This window comes from Corynebacterium glaucum (assembly GCF_002287505.1).
GTDB classification, from domain to species: Bacteria; Actinomycetota; Actinomycetes; order Mycobacteriales; family Mycobacteriaceae; genus Corynebacterium; species Corynebacterium glaucum.
Genome location: NZ_CP019688.1, coordinates 207,448 through 233,545 on the forward strand (window position 1 = coordinate 207,448; position 26,098 = coordinate 233,545).

The 26,098-nt window shown below is 62.2% G+C and carries 24 protein-coding genes and 1 pseudogene; 12 read left to right on the plus strand and 13 right to left on the minus strand.

Annotation, left to right across the window (positions count from 1 at the left end):
* Positions 1–7: 7 nt before the first annotated feature.
* The 3 genes from CGLAU_RS01015 to CGLAU_RS01025 form a co-directional block, all read right to left on the minus strand.
* Complete coding sequence (locus CGLAU_RS01015; RefSeq protein WP_095659084.1) at positions 8–1,963, minus strand: prolyl oligopeptidase family serine peptidase; 1,956 nt, start codon at positions 1,961–1,963, stop codon at positions 8–10.
* Positions 1,960–3,111, minus strand: a complete 1,152-nt coding sequence (locus CGLAU_RS01020) for an alpha/beta hydrolase (protein WP_198304962.1) — start codon at positions 3,109–3,111, stop codon at positions 1,960–1,962. Before CGLAU_RS01020 ends, CGLAU_RS01015 begins: the two co-directional genes overlap by 4 nt.
* Before the next feature lie 189 nt (positions 3,112–3,300).
* A complete protein-coding gene (locus CGLAU_RS01025; RefSeq protein WP_232507140.1) occupies positions 3,301–4,701 on the minus strand; it encodes an alpha/beta hydrolase in 1,401 nt (466 codons plus the stop codon).
* A gap of 87 nt (positions 4,702–4,788) precedes the next feature.
* Here CGLAU_RS01025 and lpdA point away from each other — a divergent pair, with 87 nt between their 5' ends.
* Positions 4,789–6,201 carry a dihydrolipoyl dehydrogenase gene (gene lpdA, locus CGLAU_RS01030; RefSeq protein WP_198304963.1) on the plus strand — a complete coding sequence of 471 codons (1,413 nt, stop codon included), beginning with the start codon at positions 4,789–4,791 and terminating at the stop codon, positions 6,199–6,201.
* Positions 6,202–6,422: 221 nt separating this feature from the next.
* On the opposite strand, the gene CGLAU_RS01035 is transcribed toward lpdA, so the two are convergent.
* Both CGLAU_RS01035 and CGLAU_RS01040 read right to left on the minus strand, forming a co-directional pair.
* Positions 6,423–7,292, minus strand: a complete 870-nt coding sequence (locus CGLAU_RS01035; protein ID WP_095659086.1) for an NAD(P)H-binding protein — start codon at positions 7,290–7,292, stop codon at positions 6,423–6,425.
* A 161-nt stretch (positions 7,293–7,453) separates the two neighbouring features.
* A complete protein-coding gene (locus CGLAU_RS01040; protein WP_095659087.1) occupies positions 7,454–7,918 on the minus strand; it encodes an SRPBCC family protein in 465 nt (154 codons plus the stop codon).
* 276 nt (positions 7,919–8,194) lie between these two features.
* Between CGLAU_RS01040 and CGLAU_RS01045 the strand changes: the two genes are divergently transcribed.
* From CGLAU_RS01045 to CGLAU_RS01075, 7 genes are all read left to right on the plus strand, one after another.
* Entirely contained in the window at positions 8,195–8,968 is a 774-nt protein-coding gene (locus tag CGLAU_RS01045; RefSeq protein ID WP_095659088.1) for a succinate dehydrogenase cytochrome b subunit, read from the plus strand.
* 23 nt (positions 8,969–8,991) lie between these two features.
* Positions 8,992–11,064, plus strand: coding sequence for a fumarate reductase/succinate dehydrogenase flavoprotein subunit (locus CGLAU_RS01050; protein WP_095659089.1), 2,073 nt, complete (start codon positions 8,992–8,994; stop codon positions 11,062–11,064).
* A complete protein-coding gene (locus CGLAU_RS01055) occupies positions 11,064–11,813 on the plus strand; it encodes a succinate dehydrogenase/fumarate reductase iron-sulfur subunit (RefSeq protein ID WP_095659090.1) in 750 nt (249 codons plus the stop codon). Before CGLAU_RS01050 ends, CGLAU_RS01055 begins: the two co-directional genes overlap by 1 nt.
* A 71-nt stretch (positions 11,814–11,884) precedes the next feature.
* A complete protein-coding gene (locus CGLAU_RS01060) occupies positions 11,885–12,256 on the plus strand; it encodes a hypothetical protein (protein WP_095659091.1) in 372 nt (123 codons plus the stop codon).
* An 89-nt stretch (positions 12,257–12,345) separates the two neighbouring features.
* On the plus strand, positions 12,346–13,626 hold the full coding sequence (locus CGLAU_RS01065; RefSeq protein ID WP_095659092.1) for a DUF445 domain-containing protein: 1,281 nt from the start codon (positions 12,346–12,348) through the stop codon (positions 13,624–13,626).
* 16 nt (positions 13,627–13,642) lie between these two features.
* A complete protein-coding gene (locus tag CGLAU_RS01070; RefSeq protein ID WP_095659093.1) occupies positions 13,643–14,227 on the plus strand; it encodes a CGLAU_01105 family protein in 585 nt (194 codons plus the stop codon).
* A gap of 14 nt (positions 14,228–14,241) precedes the next feature.
* Entirely contained in the window at positions 14,242–14,556 is a 315-nt protein-coding gene (locus tag CGLAU_RS01075; protein WP_095659094.1) for a DUF2516 family protein, read from the plus strand.
* On the opposite strand, the gene CGLAU_RS01080 is transcribed toward CGLAU_RS01075, so the two are convergent.
* Genes CGLAU_RS01080 through CGLAU_RS01090 form a run of 3 tightly spaced genes read right to left on the minus strand, consistent with a single transcriptional unit; the run spans position 14,544 to position 16,666 of the window.
* Positions 14,544–15,347, minus strand: a complete 804-nt coding sequence (locus CGLAU_RS01080) for an LmeA family phospholipid-binding protein (RefSeq protein WP_095659095.1) — start codon at positions 15,345–15,347, stop codon at positions 14,544–14,546. The two genes, CGLAU_RS01075 and CGLAU_RS01080, sit on opposite strands and share 13 nt — an antisense overlap.
* Before the next feature lie 5 nt (positions 15,348–15,352).
* Positions 15,353–16,165, minus strand: coding sequence for an SAM-dependent methyltransferase (locus CGLAU_RS01085; protein WP_095659096.1), 813 nt, complete (start codon positions 16,163–16,165; stop codon positions 15,353–15,355).
* Positions 16,166–16,174: 9 nt separating this feature from the next.
* Positions 16,175–16,666, minus strand: coding sequence for a DUF2505 domain-containing protein (locus CGLAU_RS01090; RefSeq protein ID WP_095659097.1), 492 nt, complete (start codon positions 16,664–16,666; stop codon positions 16,175–16,177).
* Between the two features lie 15 nt (positions 16,667–16,681).
* Here CGLAU_RS01090 and CGLAU_RS01095 point away from each other — a divergent pair, with 15 nt between their 5' ends.
* Positions 16,682–17,725 carry a UDP-N-acetylmuramate dehydrogenase gene (locus CGLAU_RS01095; RefSeq protein WP_095659098.1) on the plus strand — a complete coding sequence of 348 codons (1,044 nt, stop codon included), beginning with the start codon at positions 16,682–16,684 and terminating at the stop codon, positions 17,723–17,725.
* On the opposite strand, the gene CGLAU_RS01100 is transcribed toward CGLAU_RS01095, so the two are convergent.
* Genes CGLAU_RS01100 through CGLAU_RS01115 form a run of 4 tightly spaced genes read right to left on the minus strand, consistent with a single transcriptional unit; the run spans position 17,702 to position 21,818 of the window.
* Positions 17,702–18,034: a HepT-like ribonuclease domain-containing protein gene (locus tag CGLAU_RS01100; RefSeq protein WP_095659099.1), complete on the minus strand. Its 333-nt coding sequence runs from the start codon at positions 18,032–18,034 to the stop codon at positions 17,702–17,704. The genes CGLAU_RS01095 and CGLAU_RS01100 overlap by 24 nt on opposite strands.
* On the minus strand, positions 18,031–18,360 hold the full coding sequence (locus tag CGLAU_RS01105; RefSeq protein ID WP_095659100.1) for a nucleotidyltransferase family protein: 330 nt from the start codon (positions 18,358–18,360) through the stop codon (positions 18,031–18,033). Before CGLAU_RS01105 ends, CGLAU_RS01100 begins: the two co-directional genes overlap by 4 nt.
* A 9-nt stretch (positions 18,361–18,369) precedes the next feature.
* Positions 18,370–20,088, minus strand: coding sequence for a long-chain-fatty-acid--CoA ligase (locus CGLAU_RS01110; RefSeq protein WP_095659101.1), 1,719 nt, complete (start codon positions 20,086–20,088; stop codon positions 18,370–18,372).
* A gap of 32 nt (positions 20,089–20,120) precedes the next feature.
* A complete protein-coding gene (locus CGLAU_RS01115; RefSeq protein WP_095659102.1) occupies positions 20,121–21,818 on the minus strand; it encodes a long-chain-fatty-acid--CoA ligase in 1,698 nt (565 codons plus the stop codon).
* Between the two features lie 193 nt (positions 21,819–22,011).
* On the opposite strand from CGLAU_RS01115, the pseudogene CGLAU_RS01120 reads away from it, so the two are divergent.
* Positions 22,012–22,773, plus strand: a pseudogene (locus CGLAU_RS01120) (MinD/ParA family ATP-binding protein).
* Positions 22,774–22,828: 55 nt separating this feature from the next.
* The gene (locus tag CGLAU_RS01125) at positions 22,829–23,290 is read left to right on the plus strand and encodes a hypothetical protein (RefSeq protein ID WP_095659103.1); all 462 of its coding nucleotides are present in this window, start codon (positions 22,829–22,831) and stop codon (positions 23,288–23,290) included.
* Between the two features lie 127 nt (positions 23,291–23,417).
* Here CGLAU_RS01125 and CGLAU_RS12200 read toward each other — a convergent pair whose 3' ends face one another.
* Positions 23,418–24,068 carry a hypothetical protein gene (locus CGLAU_RS12200; RefSeq protein ID WP_157731222.1) on the minus strand — a complete coding sequence of 217 codons (651 nt, stop codon included), beginning with the start codon at positions 24,066–24,068 and terminating at the stop codon, positions 23,418–23,420.
* Between the two features lie 401 nt (positions 24,069–24,469).
* Between CGLAU_RS12200 and CGLAU_RS01135 the strand changes: the two genes are divergently transcribed.
* On the plus strand, positions 24,470–25,819 hold the full coding sequence (locus tag CGLAU_RS01135; RefSeq protein WP_095658980.1) for an IS256 family transposase: 1,350 nt from the start codon (positions 24,470–24,472) through the stop codon (positions 25,817–25,819).
* The last annotated feature ends 279 nt before the right edge of the window (positions 25,820–26,098 follow it).

Genomic DNA, 26,098 nt, shown 5'->3' on the forward strand with positions numbered 1-26,098 from the left:
AGCTGCGTTAATGCACCAAATGCACCTCAAGCCAATTGAAGACCATCGACTCCACCCGCGCGATCTGATCATTGTCCGCGGCGCCCGCGTGGCCGCCAGCGGTGTTTTCGAAATAATCGACGGGTTGGCCAGCCTGGTCTAGCGCCTGCGCGAACGTGCGGGCGTGCGCCGGGTGCACGCGGTCGTCGCGGGTCGAGGTGGTCACCAAGGCCGGGGGATAGGCCACCTCGCTGCGCGAACGCACGTTGTGCAGCGGCGACCAGCGCTCAATCGCGGCGCGCTCAACCGGGTCGTCGGGGTCGCCGTACTCCGCCATCCAGGACGCGCCCGCGGAAAGCGTGTGGTAGCGCAGCATGTCTGTCAGCGGCACCTGAACCACCGCAGCCCCGAACAGCTCCGGGTATTGCACCAGCGCGCCGGCGGTAAGCAGGCCGCCGTTCGACCCACCCCGAACGCCGATTTGCGACGGCTCCGCGTACCCCCGCGCCGCGACATCCTCCAGCACCGCGCGGTGGTCCTCCCACACCTTGTGGCGGTTGGTCTTCACCACCTGTGAATGCCACTCGGGACCGAACTCGCCGCCGCCGCGCAAATTCGCCTGCACGAAAAAGTGGCCCTTTTCCAGCCACCCAATGCCGCGCACGTTGGAAAAAGACGGAGTGAGCGACACCTCGAAGCCGCCGTATCCGTGGACCAACGTCGGGCGCGGCCCCCGGGAGAAGTCCCCGGTGATGAAGTACGGGATCCGCGTGCCGTCCGCCGAGGTCGCCCAGTGTTGGCGCGTCTCCAGCCCAGCCGCGTCGAAGAATGCCGGAGCGCGTCGGACGGGCTCCACGGTCTGGCCGTCGGCAAGCAACAGTGTGCTGGGCGAGGTGAAGCTGGACTCTGAGATCCATGCCTCGTCGCCGTCGAGGGGGCTGGTGGCGACGACGTGGGCGGTCGAGGAACCGTCGAGCAGCTCACGGCCCTCCCATGCGCCGAGCTCGATGCGGGTGATGTGCGTAGCCACGTCTTTGAGGGTGGTCACCAGCAGGAAGTTTCGGGTGAAGCTCAGATTTTCGACGGTCGCGTCATCCACCAGCACGCGAAACTCGCGAGACCCAGCTAGGAAATCAGCCAGTTTCATCACGCCGAGCTGCCCTGCGCCGACGCCGGAGAACTGGGTGCGCGGCAGCACGAACAGCCACTCGCGGTGGAGATACGGGGTGCAGTCGGTGGGCAGGTCAAGTTCAACGCCGTCGACCCACACACGCGCGTTGTAGAAGTCAAGCGCGCGAGAGAAGATGGTGCGCTCAAAACCCGGCGTGTGGTCCACGCCCGCGCCGACCGCCACATCGGAGCGCTCGCCGCGGAAGACCTCTTCGCGCTCGCCCGCGCGCGTCCAGCGCTGGACCTGGGCGGGGTAGCCGGAGTCGGTGAGCGAGCCTTCGCCGGTATCGGTACCGACGAGCAACGTGTCCAGGTCGACCCAGCTCACGTCGGTTTTCGCCTCGGGGATGACAAAGCCGCCGTCGGCCACGTCGATGAAATTGCGGGTTGCGAGGTCGAACTCGCGCACCGCCACCGCATCCGCACCGCTGCGGGAAAGCCGCACCAGCGCACGGTCGTATGCCAGGGGTCGCACGGTCGCCCCCTTCCACACCCAGTCCTCGTCCTCATCGAGGGCAAGCTTGTCGACGTCCAGGAGAACGTCCCACTCAGGAGAACCGCCGAGGTAGGAATTCAGCGTTGTGCGGCGCCACAGGCCGCGGGGGTGCGCGGCATCGCGCCAGAAGTTGTACAGGTGCTCGCCGCGCCGGGAAACGTAGGCGATGCGGTCATCCGTGTCGAGTGCTTCGCGGATGCGGGCACGCAGCTCGGGGGCTGCATACGCGTGTTCTGTAGCATCCGACCACTCTGCGGCCCAGGCTAGGGCTGCGGGATCCAAGATCCCGTCGAGAAGCGAGGGAGCTATTTCCCTCACAGGCCGAACGCGGGGCCGATGGTGGTGTACCAGGAGCGCTCCATGTCCTCGAGCCAGTACGGCCACGAGTGGGTGCCGGCGTTGCGGAACTCGTAGTGGGCCGGGATGCCAAGCGAGTCGAGCTTGACGCGCATGTCGTGGTTGCACTGGTTGATGGCCGCCTCGATGATGCCGCCTTCAACCTGCAGCTGAGCTGCGCCGATCGGCGCGACCACCTCCGGCAAGCCCTTGCCCACGAGGTAGCTCACCTGGTCCGAGCGACCTGCGAGGCCGGTCGCAGACGAGAAGTACAGCGCGGTGCCGCGCAGCTGCTCGGCGTTGATCAGCGCGTCGTTGTAGCGGTTGTACTCGCCGCCCATCGGGCCCCACATGCGCTCCGGCGTGACGTCCTGGAACGTGGGGTTGCCGCCGCGGTTCACCGTCAGGCGGGCGTACGTGTATGCGTGCGGCGAGCTGGTTGCCGGGCAGCCCGAGAAGGACGCCGCTGCGTCATAAAAGCCCGGGTTGTGTGCCGGGAGCACCATCGAAGAGGTGCCGGACATGGAGAACCCGACGATCGCGCGGCGGTTGTCCGCGCCGAGCGTGCGCTCGATCGGGCCCGGGAGCTCCTTGGTCAGGAAGGTCTCCCACTTCTGCGGGCCCTTCAGGTACGGAGTATTCAGCGAGTCATCGAGCCAGTCGGTGTAGTACGAGAACGCACCAGCCTGCGGGATAACAACGTTCACGCCCTTGCCGGCGAAGAAGTCGCGCACCGGGGCCATCTTCAGCCAGTCCTGGTTTTGCTCGGCGCCGCCCGCGCCGTTGAGCAGGTAGATGGTTGGAGCGTTGGACACTCGGTTGCCGTTGCCATCGGTCGCGGGCACGACTGCGATCGGGATGTCGCGGTTCATCGACGGCGAGTGAACCAGGTAGGACAGCACATTTTTGTGGTCGACCTGCTGCACCCACTCCTGCGGTCCACCCGTGCGCACGTAGGTGGGTGGGGAGCTCGGCGCGTCCCACGGCTTGACCGTGCCAACCGGGGTGTTGCCGGCGACCTGCGCCGGGGTCACGTTCGCAGCGTTAGCAACATTGGCGACTGGGGCGGCGCCCAAGGCGATGGTGGCGGCGGTGGCGAGAATGGCTCGGACGGTGCGCTTCATACTCATGATCGGCTATCTTACGGTCAACTTGCGCCACATGTGTAACAATGATGCGCATGAACCCAATCGAACAGATTCAGCTTCAGGTCAACGAAGTCCTCGGCCAGCTCATCCACCTCGGCTCGTCCACCTCGTCCACCATCTCCTACGGGCTCGGACTGTTTTAAAGTTTGAGCTCTGATTTTGAGCTCTGAGCTACAGGCCTAGTGCCGGCTTAATTACCTGATCCCAAGAAACAGCGAGATCGTCTCGCCACAGCGACCACGAGTGCGTACCCGTCGGCCGCTTATTGAACGATACGTCCACACCCATCGCGGTCAGCTTGGTGTTGAGGTCGTGCGTGCAGGCGTTCATCGCTGCCTCGATCGCGCCGCCCTCGACCTTCAAGGTGGAAGAGTTCTGGGCTGCCGCGAGCGGCTTCAGTTTCCGCTCGTTGTGCAGGTAGCCGAACATATCGGTCTCGGCAGGCAGGCCCGTACCGGAAGACAGGTAGACCTTGATACCGGTGTCCCTCAAGTTGTCCGCCATCACCAGAGCATCGTTGTAGCGGTTGTACTCCGACCCGCGCGGGCCCCACAAGTTCTCCGGGGTAACCGATTGCGTGCCTTGGGCGCCACGATTCACCGTTAGACCCACGAAGAACGACGGCAGCGCGGTCGAGGTTGCGGCGCAGCCGGAGAAGGAACCGACAGCGGCGTAGCGGCCCGGGTTGTGCTCAGCAACCAGCAGCGACGATGTCGCAGACATAGAAAATCCGGACACGGCGCGCTTGTCGTTTGCCTGCATGTAGGGCTCGATCGAGTTCGGCAACTCCGTACCGAGGAAGGTCGACCACATCTGTGGGCCCTTGAAGTAGTCGTTCTCCTCCGGGACAGTCAGCCAATCCACGTAATACGAGAACGCTCCCTCCATCGGCACCACGACGTTGACCGGCTCGTTGGCCAGGGTGTCGCGCACGTTGGCAAAAGCGCTGTAGATCCAGTCAGCGTTCTGCTCGCCGCCACCTGCGCCGTTAAGCAAGTAATACGTCGGTGCATTGGCAATCGGGTTGCCGTTGGCATCTGTCGCGCGGATGAGCGCAACGGGGATGTCGCGGCCCATCGATTCGGAGTACACCGACACCGCCTCACCGCCGGGAAGCTTGGTGATCCATTCGTACCAACCCTGGTCGCGCTTTTTGCCGTCTTTTGTTTGGCCGTACATTTTCGGCGCCTCGGTGAGCGGCTTCACGTTCTGCGGGGTCGAGGCCCGATCTGCTTTCGGGGCGTTTGCCCCCGGCATATTTTGCAGCTCAGGACCGGAGGCTTCAGGCCGCAGCGCAGTGTCGATCACCTTGGGCAACCCCGCCTGATCACCGTCCGGGATGGAACCAATCGCGTCGACCTCCGGGGCAACCTCGGGAGTCGCCGCGACCTCAACCGTCTGTGTCACCGTCGTCGTCGCTGCGGTTTTCGCCGCAGAGGGAGTAGCAGAAGCTATCGCGGAGGCGGTTGCGGCAGTGGTCGTTGACTCGTCAGCCTGGGCACCGAACGGTATCGCAGCTGCGGCCACTGTCAGTGCGGTCGCGGTGATTAGGGCTGGGCGCGTGATCTTCATGGCGTACATAATGCCAGATGGTCTAGAAATCTATTCCGTACCTAATTGCCTGCACCTAAACGACGGGACGCACGTATCCTATGGGGCGTGAGTAAAGAACATTTTGAAGTTGTTGTCCTCGGCGCTGGCCCGGGTGGTTATGTCGCCGCAATCCGCGCAGCTCAGCTCGGCAAGAAGGTTGCCGTGATTGAGAAGAAGTACTGGGGCGGTGTCTGCCTTAACGTGGGCTGTATTCCCTCCAAGTCGCTGATTAAAAATGCTGAAGTGGCCGAGATCTTCAACCACGAGGCAAAGACCTTCGGCATTAAGGGCGATGTGGAGTTCGACTTCACGGATGCCCACAAGCGTTCCCGCAAAGTCTCCGAGAAGATCGTCGGTGGCGTCCACTACCTGATGAAGAAGAACAAGATCCAGGAGATCAACGGCCTGGGCGAGTTCAAGGACGCTAAGACCATTGAGATTACTGACGGCGACGACAAGGGCATGACCGTCACTTTCGACGACTGCATCATCGCAACCGGTTCTGTGGTGCGTACCCTGCCGGGCATTGAGCTGTCCGACAACGTTGTGTCTTACGAAGAGCAGATCCTCAACCCAGAGGCGCCGGAAAAGATGGTCATCGTCGGCGCGGGTGCGATCGGCATGGAGTTCGCCTACGTGCTGTCGAACTACGGCGTTGACGTCACCGTGGTGGAGTACATGGACCGCGTCCTGCCGAACGAGGATGCAGATGTGTCCAAGGAGATTGCGAAGCGCTACAAGAAGCTCGGCGTGAAGCTGCTCACCGGCCACGCCACTACCGCGGTGCGCGACAACGGGGACTCGGTGGAAGTCGACGTAAAAAAGAACGACTCCGGCGACACCCAGACCCTCACTGTCGACCGTGTCATGATCTCCGTCGGTTTCGCCCCGCGCGTCGAGGGCTATGGCCTAGAGAACACCGGTGTGGAGCTCACCGACCGGGGCGCCATCGCGATCGATGACCGCATGCGCACCAACGTCGACCATATCTACGCCATCGGCGACGTGACCGCGAAGCTGCAGCTCGCGCACGTGGCTGAGGCACAGGGCATCATTGCCGCGGAGACCATCGCGGATGCTGAAACCCTCGAGATCGAGGACTACATGATGACCCCGCGCGCCACCTTCTGTAACCCGCAGGTTGCCTCCATGGGCTACACCGAGGAGCAGGCCAAGGAGAAGTGGCCGGATCGCGACATCAAGGTTGCCACCTTCCCGTTCACGGCGAACGGTAAGGCTGTCGGCCTCAACGAAACTGCGGGCTTCGGCAAGCTCATTGCCGACGCCGAGTTCGGTGAGATCCTCGGCTGCCACCTCGTCGGTGCCAACGTGTCCGAGCTCCTGCCGGAGGTCGTGCTCGCACAGCGCTTCGACCTCACCGCTGGTGAGATCGCACGCTCGATCCACATCCACCCGACCCTGTCCGAGGTGCTCAAGGAGATCGCGCACGGCGTCGAAGGCCACATGATCAACCTGTAACCCACGGGTTTCTCGAACAACCGCTTCAAGCCGATTGGCTTGGGGCGGTTTTTCAATGGATGAGGCATGAAAAAAGCCGGTTTAAAGCCACAGGTCGACGTGTTACCGGTGTTAGCGATGGTGATGAGCAAGAACGGTTCGAATCTGCGGTCCTAGAGGCCGCCAGCTAGAAAGAGCCGAGTGGATGGACTCGTCGAACAGTGCGCACGTCAAGAGGAATGCTAGAGGATTGGCACCAGCTCGTCCCTAACCCACCCCGACAGCCTTGTCGGAGTGGATGTCACGATGGTTCTTGGTTGCTCAGGCTGAAACTCATCACGTACTCCAATACTCATACCCATCACAGCATCAACCATTTGTTCCGGCATACCTACCGAGAACAGCCGCTGGCGCATCTCGCTATCACTAATGCGCTGCACTGACACTTCATGCCCCACACCTTCCGAAACAATGCTCGCCACATCGTTCCACGACATGTCTTCAGGGCCATGGACCGCCTGCACTCTATGGCCATGCCAATCCGGGTTCAGCAGGGTATGGACGGCAACCTCTGCAATGTGCCGCGGAGCCACCCACGGATGTGCCTGATCAAGCGGCATAATCGTGGATAGTAGTCCAGCGCGGACCGATTCAACGTCCAGTAGAAGATTCGTAAAGAAGTATCCACAACGTAAGATAGTCACGTCAGTATCTAGACTGCCGAGAACTACTTCGGTATGCGCTAAACCATCGATCTCTCCGACGCCTTTACGTTTTTCCGCTCCGACACTGCTCTGGAAGACCTCCCGGCCAATGCGGTTGGTTGCAACAGCATTCACTAAGGCTTCTGCAGCTTTAGCATGTTCACCTAGGGGATCAGCCGAAACCGGACTCGGGTTCACCCAGTAAATCGAGTCCACGTCCTTAGTAGCCGCAGCGACCTGCTGAACATCAAGGGAATCGGCCTGGCGAACCTCAGAAAACTGAGCAATATTGGAGGGAATCTTCTCTGGGTTGCGAGCTAACAACACCGGACGGAGACCTGCCCTGATTAACATTGTGGTCACATGCTTGCCGACGTGTCCCTGGGGCGTTGTCGCAGCGATTCGCACGGGTACTTCCTTTCGATCACAGTCGCCAGTTGGGATCTTCAAGCCCGAACTTGACGGGGCGGAGCAACTCGGACCGTGATGATCAGACACACATCCTGCTACTCAACCTAAGAAACCGGCCCGAAGGCCGGCCGAGTACGACGCAATCGTCGTAAAGCGAATTAGCTCCCCGAAACTGCCTCGGCGAGCTTGTCCAGCGACTTGGCGAGGAAGTCATCGTCGAACTTTTCGGTCATGCCGAGCAGGTTCTCCTCGAGCTCATCGCGCTGGTATGTGAGCTTGACGGTGGTGTTGTCTGCGTCGATCGGCTCGAGCTCGTAGAGCCACTTGGCGCCGACCTTCACGTCTGCGGTGGTGTTCTCGGTGTTCTTCCAACCGATGACACGGTCTTCCTGGAATGCAAAGACCTCGTTGTTGGTCTGGTAATCGCCGTCTTCCTTCGTCATGTTCATGGTGAAGGTGTCGCCGACGGCCTTAATGCGCTCGCCGTGATCCGTCGAGACGACCATGCCGGAATCATCGGTCTCGTTGTGGCGCTGCGGGTTGGAAAGGATGTCGAAGATCTCCTTTGCAGGAGCATCGATCTGACGGGTTGCGGAGTTCTGCGTTTCTTTGGTGATAGCCATGCGTCCCACGATACAGAGAAATCGCCGACATCGTCTTTGCCTGGTTAGGGCCTACTTACCACCGAAAGGATGACACAGATTGGGGTCAGCTTCCCACAGGGTGTTCAAGATCACACCGCGGGGGCCAATTTGCGAAATGCCCTAACAACCGGCTGAGAGTTGCCTATCTGTTCACCGGCGTAGCGAAGCGGGCCTGAAGACGCGGTTGTAACGACCTCGAGAAAGTAGGTGTAGAGCGGATCGCTTCCTTAGAGTAAGAGCGACACTGGAGGTGCCATGACTGTTCAAAACGCTAACCGTGAATCCATTCGTCACGGAAAAATCACTGAAGAGGCGCTGCGCGAGCGGCCGTCTTTCCCGACCTGGGCTATCAAGCTCACCATGGCCATCACCGGCCTGATTTTCGGCCTGTTCGTGCTTGGCCACATGGTGGGCAACCTGAAAATCTTCATGCCGCTCAACGCCGACGGCACGGCGCCGATCGACGAGTACGGCGAGTTCCTGCGCACGATCGGTGAGCCGCTGTTCCCGCGCGAAGGTTTCCTGTGGATCCTGCGCATCATCCTGCTCGCTTGCCTGGCGTTGCACATTTGGGGCGCCTTTGCTCTGCGCGCACGTTCGTCGCGCTCGCGCGGCAAGTTCAAGCGCACCAACCTCATGGGCGGCTGGCAGTCCACCGCCACCCGCTGGATGCTGGCCACCGGCGTCATCCTGCTGCTGTTCCTCATCTTCCACCTGCTGGACATGACCTTCGGCGAGGTAGTCGCTGCTGACGACTTCATCCACGGCGCGGTGCGTCACAACCTGCTGAACACCTTCGCGCCTGAGCGTTGGTTTGTGACCCTGTTCTACGTGCTGGCCATGGTCGCTCTCGCCCTGCACCTGACCCACGGTGTGTACCTTGCAGTGTCCGACCTTGGCTGGCTCGGTGAGCGCGGCCGCGGCCTTATGATCGTGCTCGCATACGTCCTCCCGCTCATCGTTGTGGTTGGCAACATCGTGATGCCTATCGCCATTGCACTCGGCTGGGTGCCGGACTTCGCCCGGTAGAAGGCTGAACTAGGAGAAAAATTATGACTACCTCTATTAACCCAAACACGGGTTCCTCCGGCGCTGAGCAGCAGGCAGCTACCGCTTCCCAGGGTGCCGGCGTCAAGGCGGAATTCCGTCAGCCTGAGTCCGCTGTTTCCGGCGTGACCCTAGGCGAGATCCTTGCCAGCGCAGAGCCGAACCGCGACGAGGTTCGCATGCGCGACATGTGGGAGTGGCAGAAGGACCACATGCAGCTGGTGTCGCCGCTCAACCGCCGCAAGTTCACTGTCATCGTCGTGGGCACCGGTCTCTCCGGCGGCGCAGCTGCTGCCGCACTCGGCGAACTGGGCTACAACGTCAAGGCCTTCACCTACCACGACGCGCCGCGCCGTGCGCACTCCATCGCCGCGCAGGGTGGCGTCAACTCCGCCCGCGGCAAGAAGGTGGATAACGACGGCGCCTACCGCCACACCAAGGACACCGTGAAGGGTGGCGACTACCGCTGCCGCGAGTCCGACTGCTGGCGTCTGGCAATTGAGTCCGTGCGCGTGATCGACCACATGAACGCCATCGGCGCTCCTTTCGCACGCGAGTACGGCGGCACCTTGGCTACCCGTTCCTTCGGTGGTGTCCAGGTGTCTCGTACCTACTACACTCGTGGCCAAACAGGCCAGCAGCTGCAGCTGTCCACCGCGTCGGCACTGCAGCGTCAGATCCACCTGGGCAACGTTGAGATCTTCACCCACAACGACCTGATGGACCTGATTGTCACGGAAGAGGACGGGAAGAAGCGCTGCAAGGGCATCGTCACCCGTAACCTCATCACCGGTGAGATCACCCCGTTCACCGGCCACGCTGTCATCCTCGCCACCGGCGGGTACGGCAACGTGTACCACAAGACCACTTTGGCGAAGAACTCGAACGCATCGGCAATGATGCGCGCCTACGAGCGCGGTGCCTACCTGGCGTCGCCGTGCTTCGTGCAGTTCCACCCGACCGGCCTGCCGGTCAACGCCAAGTGGCAGGCAAAGACGACGCTGATGTCCGAGTCGCTGCGTAACGACGGCCGCATCTGGACCCCGAAGGAAAAGGGCGACGACCGCGACCCACTGCAGATCCCGGAGGAGGAGCGCGACTACTTCCTGGAGCGTCGCTACCCGGCGTTCGGTAACCTCGTGCCCCGCGACGTGGCCTCCCGCGCAATCTCACAGCAGCTCATCGCCGGCTACGGCGTGGGCCCGCTGAAGAACTCCGCGTACCTGGACTTCACCGACGCCATCGAGCGCCTCGGTGAAGACACTATCCGCGAGCGCTACTCCAACCTCTTCGAGATGTACGAGGACTCCACTGGTGAGGACCCGTACAAGGCGCCGATGCGTATTGCACCGACCGTCCACTTCACCATGGGCGGCCTGTGGACCGACTTCAATGAGATGACCTCCATCGACGGTCTGTTCGCTGCCGGTGAGTGCTCCTGGACTTACCACGGCGCAAACCGTCTCGGTGCGAACTCGCTGCTGTCCGCGTCCGTGGACGGCTGGTTCACCCTGCCGTTTACCATCCCGAACTTCCTGGCGAACCACCTCGGCGAGGAGCAGCTCCCGCTTGAGGCGCCGGAGGTGCACGAGGCAGTCACCCGCACCCAGGACATGATCGAGCGCTTGATGCGCATCGACGGTCCAGATCCGCACGGCCCGGAGTACTACCACGAGAAGCTCGGCGAGATCCTCTACGAGCACTGTGGTGTGGCCCGTACCCCGGAGGGCTTGCAGGAGGGCATCGAGAAGATCCGCGCGCTGCGCAACGAATTCTGGACCAACCTGCACATCCCGGGTTCGCCGAACGACATGAACCAGACCCTCGAGGCGGCAATCCGACTGCTCGACTACATCAACCTGGGCGAGCTCATGTGTGTCGACGGCCTCGACCGCGACGAGTCGTGCGGTGCTCACTACCGCACCGACCACCTCACCGACGACGGTGAGGCAGAGCGCGACGATGAGAACTGGTGCTTCGTGTCGGCGTGGGAGCCGGCAGGAGACGGCGAGTTCATCCGCCACGCAGAACCCCTGTACTTCGATTCGATCCCGCTTCAGGCAAGGAACTACAAGTAATGAAACTGACACTTGAGATCTGGCGTCAGGCCGGACCCGATACTGACGGACACTTTGAGACCGTCCAGGTCGATGACGCCGTGGAGCAGATGTCGATTCTGGAGCTGCTCGACCACGTCAACAACTCCTACGTCGAGGCTGGCAAGGAGCCGTTCACCTTTGCGCACGACTGCCGCGAGGGCATCTGCGGCACCTGTGGCCTGACCGTGAACGGCCGCCCGCACGGCGCTGGCCAGAACACCACCGCGTGCCTGCAGCGCCTGTTCAACTACAAGGACGGCGATACGCTGAAGATCGAGCCGTTCCGTTCCGGCGCGTTCCCGGTGATCAAGGACCTCGCCGTTGACCGTTCTGCGCTCGACCGCGTGATGCAGCAGGGCGGCTACGTCTCCGTCAACGCCGGTACCGCGCCGGACGCTGACACCCTGCACGTCAACCACCACGATGCCGAGCTCGCGCTTGACTACGCGGCCTGCATCGGCTGCGGCGCCTGCGTTGCCGCCTGCCCGAACGGTGCTGCGCACCTGTTCACCGGCGCCAAGCTCAAGCACCTCAAGCTGCTGCCGCTGGGCAAGCAGGAGCGCGCACGCCGTGCCCGCAAGATGGTCGACGAGCTGGAAACCAACTTCGGCCACTGCTCGCTCTACGGCGAGTGCGCCGACGTTTGCCCGGCTGGCATCCCGCTCGACGCCGTCGGCGCGGTCAACGCGGAGCGCTTCCGCGCATCCACCCGCGGCGGCGACGCGTAACCCGGCGCAGCGTATAGTTTGCGGTAGAGAGAAATATCCCAGGACACACTAGGAAACTGAAGGAATACACCATGGCTTCCCAGAACGCGGTTGCAGATATCCAGTCGGAGTCGTTCCCGGGCTACCAGACCCAGCTCCACGACTCCTACATTGAGGGCTACGACCCGGTTTCCCTGGGTGCCCCGCACTCCTCCCTGTCGCGCAAGACCACGTGGGTTTCCATGGGGCTGATCCTGGCCTCGCTCTTCGGCCTTGGCATCCTCGTGTGGGGTGCTGGTGCGCACATTGTTGGCTGGGGTGCACAGACCGAGGATGCGTCCCGGATCCTGATGATCCTCGGCGGTGCCGAGATGGTCATCACCCTGGTGCTCGCATTTATCCTGCTGTCCATCGGCCGCAAGGACTACAAGAACTACCGCAAGCAGACTGGCCGCGTGAACTAGCTTCCCGCCGCTTCGGTTAATCTCCCCGCCTCGCACCGCGCGCGGCCGGGAGATTTTTCTTGTTGGACCCACCTGCTTTAATCGGACTCATGGCTCACCGACCCCCCATGCCAACGCCGGCGAACGAAGCTGAGCGCCGCGTCACGCTGCGCAACCATAAGATCTTTGTCACCAGCCTGCTCGGTGTCATGGCGGTCCTCTTCCTCGCCTGCTCCTGGTGGCAGTCCAAAGGCGCCGCACCATTGTGGGTGGGCTACGTGCGCGCAGCCGCAGAGGCCGGCATGGTGGGCGGTCTCGCGGACTGGTTCGCGGTCACCGCCCTGTTTCGCCATCCGATGGGTATTCCGATCCCGCACACCGCCATCATTCCGCGAAAGAAGGACCAAGTCGCGGATGCGCTGAGCGAGTTCGTCAGCGAGAACTTCCTCAACGCCCAAACGATCACAGAAAAGGCCATGCAGGCCGAGATTCCGGCGAGGCTCGGCGGCTGGCTGGCACAGCCGGACAACGCCGCGCGCGTGAGCGAAGAGGCAGGCAAGTTCACCGTCCGCATGGTTGAAGGCATCGACCCGAAAGACGCGGAAGCCTTCATCAACACTCAAGTCATCGACCGAGTAGGGCAACCGACCTGGGGTCCGCCGCTCGGACGCATGCTTGAAGGCTTCATCGCCGACGGCAAGATCGAGCCCATCGTCGATGACATCATCGCCTGGGCTCGCAAGAAGCTCGGTGGCATGGAGGACAGCATCGTCACTGCTATCGATGAGCGGATGCCGCGTTGGGCCCCGCAGTTCGCCAGGGATCTCGTAGGCGAGCGCGTCTACCGCGAGCTCGTCGATTTCATGCGCGAAGTGGACACAAGGCCGAACCACGAGGCCCGCGTCGCGATCCGCCGCACCATCAACAAGTTCGCCCAAGACCTCCAGTTCGACGGTGAGATGATCACACGGGTTGAGGAGCTCAAGGCGGACATCATGGGCTCGGATGCGGTGGTCTCCGCAGCTTCAGGCATGTGGGAGCAACTCTCGCAATCGCTTACCGACGCCGCGTTGGACGCCGATTCCACCATCCGTCGCAAAGCAACTGCTTCGATTGCTGAATGGGGCCGCAAGCTTGTCGACGACCCTGAGGTACGCGTGGCCGCCGAGCGAAACCTGGAGAAGGCCGTGTTCTTTGCGGCGGAGAACGGGGCCGACCAGATCGTGGGCATCATCGCCGAAACCATTCAACGGTGGGACGGCGACGAGGCCGCGGACAAAATCGAACTCATGGTGGGCAAAGACCTGCAGTTCATCCGCTTGAACGGCACGATCGTCGGTGCACTGGCGGGCTTAGTTATTTACACTGTGTCTCAACTTCTGTTCTTTTAACTTTAAGGAGGCAGCAATGTCCGATTACACCCCGAAGCACGACGTGACCGGCAACTACGACGAGGATGCGGTGGACGCGCCGAAGTCCACCGAGGCCGAGCCGAAGGAGGCCCGCCAGAACCTGCGCGAGGCCGGCGACGCGCTGCTCGCTGCCGGTTCCGCACTGGGCGCCGCGATTGGCAAGTTCGCCGAGGATCTGCCGGAGCGTTTCAAGACCGCGACCGACAGCGCGCGCGAGACCATGAACACTGCCTCCACCGAGGGTGAGGTGCGTTCCATCGCCACCAACTTCACCAACGAGGCGGAGAAGGTGTTCAACTCCCTGCGCGAGCGCGACCTGCAGTTCACCGAGGACTCCAAGGCGAAGCTGAGCAGCACCGTGGCGGACATCCGCGCGTCCTTCAATGACCAGCTGGACAAGCTGGATAGCAGTGCGGACGGCAACGTTGTCGCCGATCTGCGTGCCCGCTTCGACCAGATGGTGGAGCGCGTGCAGTCTCAGTTCTCCGGCGCGGACACTCCGAATGCGGGTACTGAGGCGCAGACCGATATCATCGACGGTGAAATCGTCGAGACTGACACCGAGAAGACCGAGAACTAGGCGGCAGAAACCCCATGGATTCCACCACGCTGGAAACGATCAGGCTGATCACGAGCATCCCTGCGTACGCGCAGTGGTTGATGTTTCTGGCGGTCGGGGTAGCCGGTATCGCCGGCGTGGTGATGGCTGCAATGACGCGCCCCGACGCGTTCGAGGCGGCCGGCCGACAGTCGAAGATGGCGTGGGTGGCGATCCTGGCGGTGTCGACTATTGCGCTGCTGCTGCGTCTGCCGTTCATCGCCTGGTTCGCCGCGGTGGCGGTGGGAATCTACTTCTTTGATGTCCGCCCGCAGATCAACAACATTCTGCGCGGCAACTACGGCTGGTAGGCAGGTAGCGGCTGGTAGGCGGGCAGTGCCTGCGTTGCGGGCGCGCCCTGCTGCAATTCCTCGAAGTTGACGTTATTGCCGGTCATGGCAACCTGCAGCCCTCCCGGCAAGACAGTCATGTCGCGCACCTGCAGCGACCCGGTCACTTCTTGGCGCATGCCTTCGGCCATGGCGTCGCTCAGCGCGACGGCGACCTCGTCGGGGAGGGTGAACCCGAATAGCTGCGTGCTGGCGGCCTCGAAGGCGAGCTGGCCGTTCTCATTCAACGGACGCAGCTCGATGCCGGCTGCGCCGGAGGTGAACTCGATGGTGAACGTGCCGGCCTCCGGGTTGGTGCTCACCTCGGAGACGGTGATGACGTTGTTGAGCCAACGGTTTTCGCCAATCTGGCCTTGGATCTCCTGATTGATCATCGCGCGCAGGAAGTCGTTTGGCAGCTCCGTGGTCATAGTGAAGGTCTCTGCGATCGCTTCGCCATCGGTGACTTTCACGTTGTCCATGTCGACGGTGGCGGCGGGGTTGCCGGTGATCTGATCGCCGTTGACAAGCAGGGTCGACGGGGCGTTCACCGTCACATGCGGAAGCCGGCCGTTCAGCAGTCCGAGGGTGACCGGCTGCGCGCCGAAGGAGACATCCGGCTCCGCAGTGTCCGCCGCCGTGGCACTTGCGTCCTGGGCGAAGCCTGCAGTGATCTGATTTGCCAGGTACATTCGCAAACCCGCCTCAGCGAGAAGCAGGAGCACGAGCAGGGCGGCGAGCACGCCGACAACGACCTTCCAAACGGTTTGCATGCGCTCTAGTGTACGGCTGGGGCGACGGCCTCCCAATCCACCGTGAGCGAATTGTCGCGCAGCCTGCGCCGTTGCGGCTCGAGTGGCCAGCCCTGCCGAACCAACTCGGCGTGCGCCTCGCGCCAGCGCACCCGCGGCCCGTGCGGTGCCCATCCGGCGGCTCCGGCCCATGCAGCATCCGCGTCCTGCAGGAGCGCGTGGATCGGCTCCCCGGGCACGTTACGGTGGATCAGCACCTTGGGCAGGCGCTCGGCGATCTCGCTGGGCTTTGCCACGTTGTGCGGGTCCCACGACAACGTCAACGTCTGCGGCCCGTTTGCATCCAGCAGCACCCACGCCGCGCGCCTTCCCAGCTCGTCGCAGGTGCCCTCAACAAAGAGCCCCCTTGGCGCCAGCCGCGACGTCACTGCTTCCCAGGCGTCGGCAACCTCTGCCACGTCGTATTGCCGCAGCACGTTGAACGCGCGCACCAAATGCGGCGAGTATCCGGCTAGCTCGAACCCGCCAAGCTCGAACCGCACTCCGTCGCGCGGATCGAGTACGCGCTCTGGGGCAATCTCCAATCCCACCACCTCGGTAGCCGGGTTGACCTGGCGCAGCCACCGCGCCCATTCCACGGTGGTGGTGTGGGAGGCGCCGTAGCCAACGTCGATAGCCAACGGTGCTGAAACGCCCCGCAAAAGAGAAATGACCCGCGGGTGAAAGCGGGTCCATCGGTCTGAGCGCCGCAGGCGGTTGTAACCGGTCGTACCGCGGGTGATTACGCCGTACGGCCTTCCCGCGCCAGCCTGCGAACGCAGATTGTGGTGGTGCGGCACACCGATTACCTAGAGGTTGTCAGAGATCCACTGCTCGGTGAGCTTGGCCTCGTTCGACACAATCTCCTCAAGCGCCTCGGCCACCTTCGGCTCCAGTGCAGCACCCATAAACGGGATGTCCACCTTGACCTCGTTGTCGTAGGTAAGGGTAGTGGTCTCGCCGTCGGAGGACTGCGCGATTTCACCGGAGAAGTCCACCGGGGTGCCCTTCACGTCGCCGGTGAAGGTGTGCGTCGCCGAGCCGTCGGCAAGCTTGCCGATGTTCACCACGCGCTTGAGCTTCAAGTCCTGCGAAATGAGTGCCTGCGCTGCCTCCGGCATGATCGATTTCGGCAGGATCTCGAACAGGGTCGCCGTGTCGCCAGTGAATTCGTGCAGCTGGCCGGGCTCGGGGGAGAGGGTCTCCGCGATGTGGGTCCAGTACGCCTCGGAGGCGTATGCCTCGGCGACCTTCTCGGCTGGGTGGTTGATGGTAACGGTGGTTTCGCTACGTACAGTCATGCCCAACAGACTACCTTGGTGAAGGTGCAAGACTCATCATTCGCCTCCCTGACCACGCTGCGCGTTGGCGGTACCCCGCGCGAGACCGTCAGCTGCACCACAGCTGCAGAACTCGCCGCAACCGTCGCGCAGCTCGACGCCGATCGCCAGCCGCTCCTCGTCGTCGGCGGAGGGTCGAACTTGGTGGTTGCAGACGGTCCCCTCGACCTCACGGCAGTGCTTGTGCGCAATGAGGGCATTTCGCTTGTCGACGGCCTGTTGCGCGCCTCGGCAGGCACCACCTGGGACGATGTTGTGGTGTTCGCCATCGAGCACGGGCTTGGTGGCATCGAGGCGCTTTCAGGCATCCCCGGTTCGGCCGGTGCCACCCCAGTCCAGAACGTGGGCGCCTACGGCTCCGAGATCTCGGACGTGCTCACCCGCGTGCGCCTGTACAACCGCGAGACTGGCGCCGACGAGTGGGTACCCGCCTCTGCGCTGGATCTGGCGTACCGCTACTCCAACCTGAAGTTCACCTCCCGCGCCGTCGTGCTCGAAATCGAGCTTCAGCTCACGCCGACCGAGCTGTCCATCCCACTGCGCCACCTTGGCGGCGAGCAGGTCTCGCTGGCGGAGGCCCGCAAGTCCGTGCTGGAGACGCGCCGGGCAAAGGGCATGGTGCTCGACGAGGCGGACCACGACACCTGGTCGGCCGGATCGTTCTTCACCAACCCTGTCGTGCCTACCGCTTTGGCCGATGAGATCGAGGCCAAGGTCGGTGAGGAGAACATGCCCCGCTTCGCGGTTGCCGGCGGTGACGGCACCAAAGAGGCAATGGAGAAGCTCTCGGCAGCGTGGCTCATTGAGCGCGCCGGCTTCCCCAAGGGGTTCCCGGGGGAAGAGGCTCCAGCACGGTTATCGACGAAGCACACGCTCGCCCTGACCAACCGTGGACACGCCACCGCCGACGACATTGTGGCTCTGGCGAGGCGGGTCCAAGAGGGCGTCGATAAGCAATTTGGTGTTGAGCTGCACCCCGAGCCGGTGTGGGTGGCTTTAGGGCTGAACAACCTGCCGTAGCGCGTCCTCTAATAGGGGCAAATGGTTGGCAACGATGTCCTCGATGATTGAGGTATCGATGATGAAGTACTGGTGGACCAACAAGTTTCGGAAGCCTCTAATCTGAGCCCACGGTACTTCTGGGAACTGATCAGTAACTTCCGTTGGCAAATGGTTTAAGGACTCCCCAAGTACTTGAAGGTTACGTTCGATGGCATCCTCTGCCATAGCAGTGAGCCTTGGGTCGGTTTTCGCCAGCTGAGAATAGTTACAGCACTTCTCAATCGCGTCCAGCGCGTCCCGCACCCTACTCGGCGTATCCCTACTCACACGTCCACCGCATCTTCCTGGACGGATCGAGCTACTTCGGGCTTGAGCAGCTGCTCCGGAAAAATGTCAATATCGTCGCGGCCCAGTAGTTTGCGAGTCTCCTCCATGAGTCCCGAAGCGCGCATCAATACGTTGCCTAGCGAAGGATCCATCTGCACGATGATGTCGATGTCCGATTCGCTGTCAGCGGTCCCCCGCGCAACGGAGCCGCAGAACTTTGGATTCTGCGCTTGGTACTTCTCTAGAAGCTTCTCAAGCTCGCTGCGGTGCGCACGAACGAGCTCCCTCGAGGCGCGGGATTCAGGGCTCAATTGCGTGCGCATCATGCTTCAAGCTTAGTGCTCGGCGAGGCGAGCGAGGAGGGAGTCGCGGACCTCGCGGCGGCGGACCTTGCCCATCTGGTCGCGGTTGAGCTCCTCGAAGTGGTAGAAGGTGCGCGGGACCTTGTAGCGAGTGAGATTCTCGCGAGCGAATTCCTTGAGACCGTCTGGGTCGAGGGCGGCACCGTCCTCGAGCACGACGCAGGCAACGACGTCTTCGGAACCGTCCTCGCGGGGCCGGCCAACGACTGCGACTTCGGTGATATCCGGGTGGCGGCGCATAACGTCCTCTACCTCGGCCGGGTAGACGTTGAAACCGCCGGTGATGATGAGCTCCTTGATGCGGCTGACCAGCTTGATAAAGCCGTCTTCTTCCATCACGCCCATGTCACCGGTGCGGAACCAGCCGTTGTGGAACGCCTTCTCGGTGGCCTCGTCGTTGTTGAGGTAGCCGGCGAAGACCTGCGGGCCGCGGGCGATGATCTCACCTGCCTCGCCGTAGGGCATGAGCTCGTCCGGATTCTCGGGGTTCACGATGCGGATCTCGGTGTCCGGGAACGGAATGCCGATGTAGCCCGGGCGGCGATCCGCGGAGCGCGGGTTGCCGATCAGGATCGGGCCAGTCTCGGTGAGGCCGTAGCCCTCGACGAGGTAACCGCCGGTGAGGTCCTCCCAGTCCTCGATGACCTTCGCCGGCAGCGAGGAGGCTCCGGAGAAGCCGATCTGCACCTTCGACAGGTCGACGTTCTGCTCCTTCGCGGTGCTGACGATGCGCTCGAACAGCGTGGGCACGCCAGGGACGAAGGTCGGGTTGTCGTTCTTCAGCGCCTTCATCACCAAGTCCATTTGCGGCGACGGAAGCAGGATGAGCTCCGAGCCGATGAGTACGGGCAGGGTGAGCGAAAAGGCGAGACCGTAGGCGTGGAAGAACGGCAGGGTAGCTAGCATGCGCTGGTTCTCGGTCTGCAGTTCCTTGACCCACGCCGCGCCCTGCACGGGGTTCGCGATGAGGTTGGTGTGGGTGAGCACCGCGCCCTTCGGCGCCCCGGTCGTGCCGGAGGTGTAGAGGATGAGCGCGGGGGAATCCGGGGTGATGGAATCCGGGGCGGCGATGTCATCACCGTCGCCGCCAATGGCGGTGCTGATCAACGCCTCCCACGGAACGGTGTTGCGTGCCTGTCCAGTGAGGGCCTCGCGAGCCTCGCGCAGCTTGCCGAACGGGATGCGCAGAGCGAGTTGCTGCAGGCGCGGCATAGCCTTGGTCATGTTCACGCTGACGAGGGTTTCCAGCGGTGTGTCCCCGCGCAACTGTTCAAGTGTGCTTGCCGTCTTGTCCCAGACGATGGCGATGCGGGCTGCGTGGTCCTTGAACTGCGGGCGCAGCTCGTTGGCGGTGTAGAGCGGGTTGTGCTCGACCACGACGGCGCCAAGCATGTGCACTGCGTAGTAGGCGACCACGTGCTGCGGGCAGTTTGGCAGCATGATGGTGACGCGGTCGCCCGGGCGAACGCCGAAGGCCTTCAGGCCGGCTGCCGCGCGGCGTATGTCTTTGTCCAGCTCTGCGTAGGTCAGTGAGCGGCCGAAGAAGCGCGTTGCGGGCTTGTTCGCATTGCGGGAGAGATTCTCCTCGTACATTTGCGGCAGGGTGCGATCGCCGTAGGTCAGCGGCGGTTTTGTCCACTCGGAGTAGTACTCCAGCCAGGGTTGGGTCACGTTCGGGTCGGGCGCAGTCATGCGCCCCACACTACGCCATACAACGCTGAAACCTACGCTTGCGTAAGGTCCTTCGCGAGCGCGTCACGCACCTCGCGGCGGCGGATCTTGCCGGTCTGGTCCCGCTCAAGCTCCTCGAAGTGGTAGAAGGTACGCGGCACCTTGTAGCGGGTGAGCCGCTGGCGCGCGAAATCTTTGAGCCCATCCGGGTCCAGGATGGCACCGTCGCGGAGGGTGACGCAGGCGACGACGTCCTCCGAGCCGTCGTTACGCGGGCGCCCAACCACTGCGATATCGGTGACATCCGGGTGCTGGCGCATGACCCCCTCGACTTCGTCCGGGTAAACGTTGAAGCCGCCGGTGATGATGATCTCCTTGATGCGGGCGACCAACCGGACGTAGCCGTCGGGTTCCATCACGGCCATGTCGCCGGTGCGGAACCAGTCTTCGTAGAAAGATCTGGCGTTGGCTTCGGGCTTGTTCAGGTAGCCGGAGAAGACCTGCGGCCCGCGCGCGAGCACCTCACCAGCTTCGCCGTCGGGCATCGTCTCGGCGGGGTTGTCCGGGTTTGCGATGCGGACCTCGGTGTTGGGAAACGGCATGCCGACATAACCTGGGCGGCGATTGGCGTTCAGGGGGTTCACTGTCAGAATCGGCGCAGTCTCGGTGAGGCCATAGCCCTCGACAAGGCGCCCGCCCGTAACCTGCTCCCACCGTTCGATGGTTGCGGCGGGCAGGGTCGCCGCACCGGAGACAGAGGAGTGGATAGAGGAGAGGTCAGCGCCGGTTTCAAGAGCCCAGTCGGTGATGCGCTCGTACAGCGTGGGCACGCCCGGGAGAACCGTGGGGCGGGTCTTGGTGATTGCCTCCTGGTACAGCGCGGGCTGTGGGGCGGGCACAAGGACGATCTGCGCACCGATGGTCAGCGGAAGTCCGTAGTTCAGTGCAAGGCCGTAGACGTGGAACAGCGGGAGGACGGCAAGCACCTTTTCTTCCACATCGCCGCCCCACTTTTCCACCCACTCCAGACAGCCCTTCAAGACGGCGACGATGTTGCGGTGGGTAAGCGGTGCGCCCTTGGGTTCACCGGTGGTGCCCGAGGTGTAGAGGATGAACGCGACGGTGTCCTGAGTGACGCTCGCCCCATGCACCTTGCCCTTTGCGCCGGAGAGGAAGTCTTTCCAGGCGATGGTGCCCGGAGCCGGTTTGGAGAGCTCGGCGCGCTTCTTGGCGATTGGCGGGAGCGGAATCGACAGCACCGTGCGCAGGCGCAGCGGCATCTCATCGATCATGTTGACGGTGATGATGGTCTCCAGCGGCGTGTCCTCGCGCAGTTTGAGGAAGGTGTCCGCCTCACGGTCGAAGACGATGGCCACCTTCGCGCCGTGGTCGAGAAACTGGCTCTTGAGCTCGTAGGACGTGTACAGCGGGTTGTGTGCCACGACGGTCGCGCCGATGCGCAGGAGCGCGGTGACAGCGATGACATGTTGCGGGCAGTTCGGCAGCGCGACGGCAACTCGGTCGCCTGAACGGACCCCAATGCCGACGAGGGCGGCGGCAGCGTTACTCACCTTCTCGTTGAGTTCTCCGTAGGTGAGTTCTTTGCCCATGAACCAGGTCGCCTTGTTCTTTGGCGAGTTAGCGACGATCTGGTTGAACATGCTGACCAAGGTGTCGCTGCCAAGGTCCGGGTACGGGTCGGTCCATTCCGCGTAGTTTTCGATCCAGGCCTTGCTCTCGAACGCTCCCATGGGTCTCCTTTACCGCGCACGACGCGCTTAGTTTCACTGAAAAAACTTCTTGATCACTATAACCTACGCAACGGTAAGTTACGGGAAAGTAGGGAAGCACGGGACGGCACGGCCGTCGACAAGCAAAAGTTCTTGTACTGCGAGCATGGAGTGAATGATTTAGGCTGATGCCCGCACACAAAAATGGGGATTTTTGGGGCCGGCTGCGCTCGATCAATCGAACTTGGTGGATCCGGTAGCGGCACCGCCGAAGCGGGGGCGGCGGAAATTCGTGCACTCGGCGAGCGGTGGCCGGGTGAATCCTGGTGGGTCGGCGAAGGAACTCGGACGCCGTTGCGTGACGACTACCGCATTGCGGTGATGAGTCTGAAAGGCGGCGTGGGCAAGACAACGACCACGGTGGCGCTCGGCGGGATCTTCGCCGAGACTCGCGGTGACCGGGTGGTGGCCGTCGATGCGAACCCGGACCTGGGGACCTTGGCCCAGCGGGCGGTTGGCCCGACGTCGGCGACGATCCGTTGACATCCTCCAGCATCACTACAACGTCATCCTCACCGACTGTGGCACGGGACTCATGCATTCGGCGATGGCGGGTGTGTTGGATCTGGCGAACGCGCTCGTGCTGGTGACATCTCCAGCGCTGGATGGTGCGCAGTCGGCGTCCGCGACCCTGGACCGGTTGAACCTGCACGGCTACGACTGGTTAGCGGCCAATTGCGTTGTGGTGGTCTCCTCGTCTGCACCGGGCAAGCCGACGATTGACACCGCCAAGCTTGCGGAACACTTCGCCTCGAGGACCCGGGCGGTGCATGCGATTGCCTACGACCGGCACCTCGCGGAGGGGGCAGTGGTGGACTTGGAGCGCCTGCACCCGACGACGAAGAAAGCGTACCAGCAGCTCGCGGCGACGGTGGCCGAGGATTTTTCCACGTGGCACCGCCACGCGGCGTGGTAGGCGCCGGGGTAGCTAGACTTATCTGCGGCCCGAACGCCCGATTGAAAGGATTGCCATGCGCAAGACCACGACTTTGGCCGCTACCTTCCTCGCTACGTCCGCGCTTCTGGTCGGCTGCGGTACCGAAAGCCTCGACGGCACCTACCAAGCCGACATCGACCTCGCCGAGACCAGCACGCCGGAGGAAGAAGAGGCCCTGAAGGCGCTGGAGCAGATGGGCTACAGCCGCGAAGACATGATTGTCACCTACAAGCTCAAGATCGAGGGTGAGACTTGCGAGCAGACTATTAGCGGTGTCTTCGGTGCGGATACCCGGATGGACTGCGAAGTGGACCGTGATAAGGAGGTCATCCGCGCGACTGGCGACGTTGCCACCGGCGATCCGGAGATTGACGAGATGAAGTATGTTCACGACGGCGACACCATCACGCTCGTGCCGAACGACGCGCAAATGGACATGGCTGGCGGTGCCGAAGGTGAGCGCGAAGTCGTGTTGACCAAGGTGGAGGAGAACTAGCGCACCTTCGCGGGGCCGAGCATGAACTCCCTCAAAGTCCGAGGGTGCGGCTGATTTCAGTCCATTGACTGCCCCCAGCGAGTGCGCCAGAGGGCTCCCGAGGGAAGCGTGCTCCCCGGGCACGTTTTTATGCTGGTGCGGTTGCGGTGCGGATGACTTCGAGGTCTTCGACTGTTACGAGTTCGGGTGCCTCGGCTGCAACAATGATCGTTCCGTCGCCGAGTGGGCGATGTGTGGCCGATTGCGGTAGTTGTTCGGTGTCGAAGGGGTGGGATACATAGGTGAGCCATCCTGCGGATTTCTCAAGCACTGGGCTGGAGAGGGACGAATTCCAAGCACGGCAGGTCCATATCGCACGATCCGGTCGGATGGTGTCGATTAAGTTTTCCAGTAGCTGTAGGCACACGTCTTCTTCGAATGGCAATGGCCCGTCAGGGAGAGCAGATTGCAAACGCAGATCGACTGTATTGCACGTTATCCACTCTGGAGCGGTGTTGAGTTTCAACCGCATGCTCCGTGTTGGTTTTGCTGGCGACCAGGCGACGATTGAACAACCTAGTTTTGGAGAGCCGATCTGCCCTTTTTCGACTTCGGCCCGTAGTGCGTCGACGGAAGTGTCAAAGATCCGATTTGCTTCGGCGCGTGAGTAGCCCTTGTGGAACCATTCGTGAAACGTCGGATGAACTTGCTGCAGTGCTTCAAAGATCGAGGCTGCTTCGTGGGCCGTTGCGTCGAGATCTTTTTGCGGGCGACGCCACGTGCAAACAACTTCAGACATTGATATTTCCTTTACCGAGCGCCATCTACCCTCTGCGGATGGCCATGATTTGGCCTAATCATTGAAGTCCCAATTTGGTGTTGAAGTTCGCGGGCGCGGGCGTGACTAGGACTTCAACTGTGACGGGGACGGGGTTGCCGTCTCCGTTTTCTGTGAATCCTTTTGGTGCGCGGAATTGGAACGCGGTTGCCCCTTTCCAGGGGAGGGTGAAAACCAGGCCGACAACTCCCTTGTCGGATTCGGTTGTCGTGCTGACTGCATCCACGACTTCGAATCCTTTCTCGTCCACCTCGATTGCGTGGGCGAAAAATGCGTCATCCCAGTCATGATGGTCTTCGGAGATGTGGAGGGTGTCAGGAGTTTTGTGTGTGAGGCTCTGATCTGAAGGAGTTTCACCGATAATGACTACGGTGTCACCGAAGAAAAGCCATGACCCGGCCAGGGTCAATGAGATCAGCGAGAAGCTGATGGATAACCCCGAGCTCGCCAAGCTCATCGGGGAGCTGTCCACCTCCACCGACGATGCCAGCGAGCTGGTCAAGGGGCTTTTACAGGCCTCGATCAATGCCGGTCTACAGGCGGAGATGGATGCCCATTTGGGCTATGAGCACTCTGACCGCAAAGCCAAAGCTGAGGTTGACACCCGCGGTGAGGATAACCACCGCAACGGGTCGTATACCAAGACCGTCGACTCTGGCTACGGCCCGCTGGAAGTAACCATGCCAAGGGATCGGGCGGGGACGTTTGCCCCGCAGATGGTGCCAAAGGGGGCCCGCAGGCTCACTGAGCTTGATGACATGATCATTTCCCTGTATGCGGGCGGGATGACAGTGCGAGACATCCAGCACCACCTCGCAACCACCCTCGGGGTGGACATGAGCCCCGATACGATCAGCACGATCACCGACGCGGTACTCGATGAGGTGATGATGTGGCAGAACCGACAGCTCGAAGAGTTCTACCCGGTGATCTTTCTCGACGCATTGCGGATCAAGATCCGCGATGGTAACCGCGTGGTCAACAAGTCCTGCTACATGGCCGTTGGTGTCGACATGGACGGCATCAAACACATCCTTGGGTTGTGGATCGCCGGTAACGAAGGTGCCGCATTCTGGGCGTCCGTGTGCGCTGACCTTGCCAACCGTGGGGTCCAAGACGTGTTCATCGTCTGCTGCGACGGGCTCAAAGGCTTACCCGATGCGGTGGAGGCAACCTGGCCGAACTCGATGGTGCAAACCTGTATCGTGCACCTGATTCGGGCTGCGAACAGGTGGGTGTCCTACCAAGACCGCAAACCCGTATCGAGTGCGTTACGGGAGGTCTACACCGCACCGAACGAGGACACCGCCCGCGCCGCCCTGGACGCGTTCGAAGCCTCTGAGCTAGGGCGCCGCTACCCGCAGTCGGTGAAGGTGTGGCGTGATGCGTGGGAGCAGTTCGTGCCGTTTTTGCAGTTCCCGCCAGCGGCCCGGAGGGTGCTCTACACCACGAACGCGATCGAATCGCTCAATGCTGAACTGCGCAAAGCTACCCGCAACCGGGGCCAGTTCCCGAACGACACCGCGGCGCTGAAGACGCTGTGGTTGATGATTTGCAACATCGAAGACAAACGCGCCGCCCAGCGGGCGAAGAAGGCAAAACGGGCAATCGAATGCAACGGCTATATTGAAGGGGCGAAAGCCACCGGGTGGAAACAAGCCATCAACCAACTAGCCGTGGCATACCCCGACCGATTCGCGGACTACCTGTAAACCAAGCCCCCGCACACAAACAATCGGACACCCTCGGCTGGAACAGCGGGACGCCGCAGAGGGTGGAGTCTTCACTGATCCCGATCGCCAACGCAGTCACCACATCGCCGTCGAACCCTCCTGAAACGGTCCCCGATTGACCGAACGACTCCACTATTCCGCCCGTGAACGTCTTGCCCCAAGGCTCATCCGTGACATGAAACCTCGGCAGTTTCGCCTTGTAATACTCCTGCGTATGGCCGAGCTCGAAGCCTGCAGGCGGCTGCAATCCGAAATCCA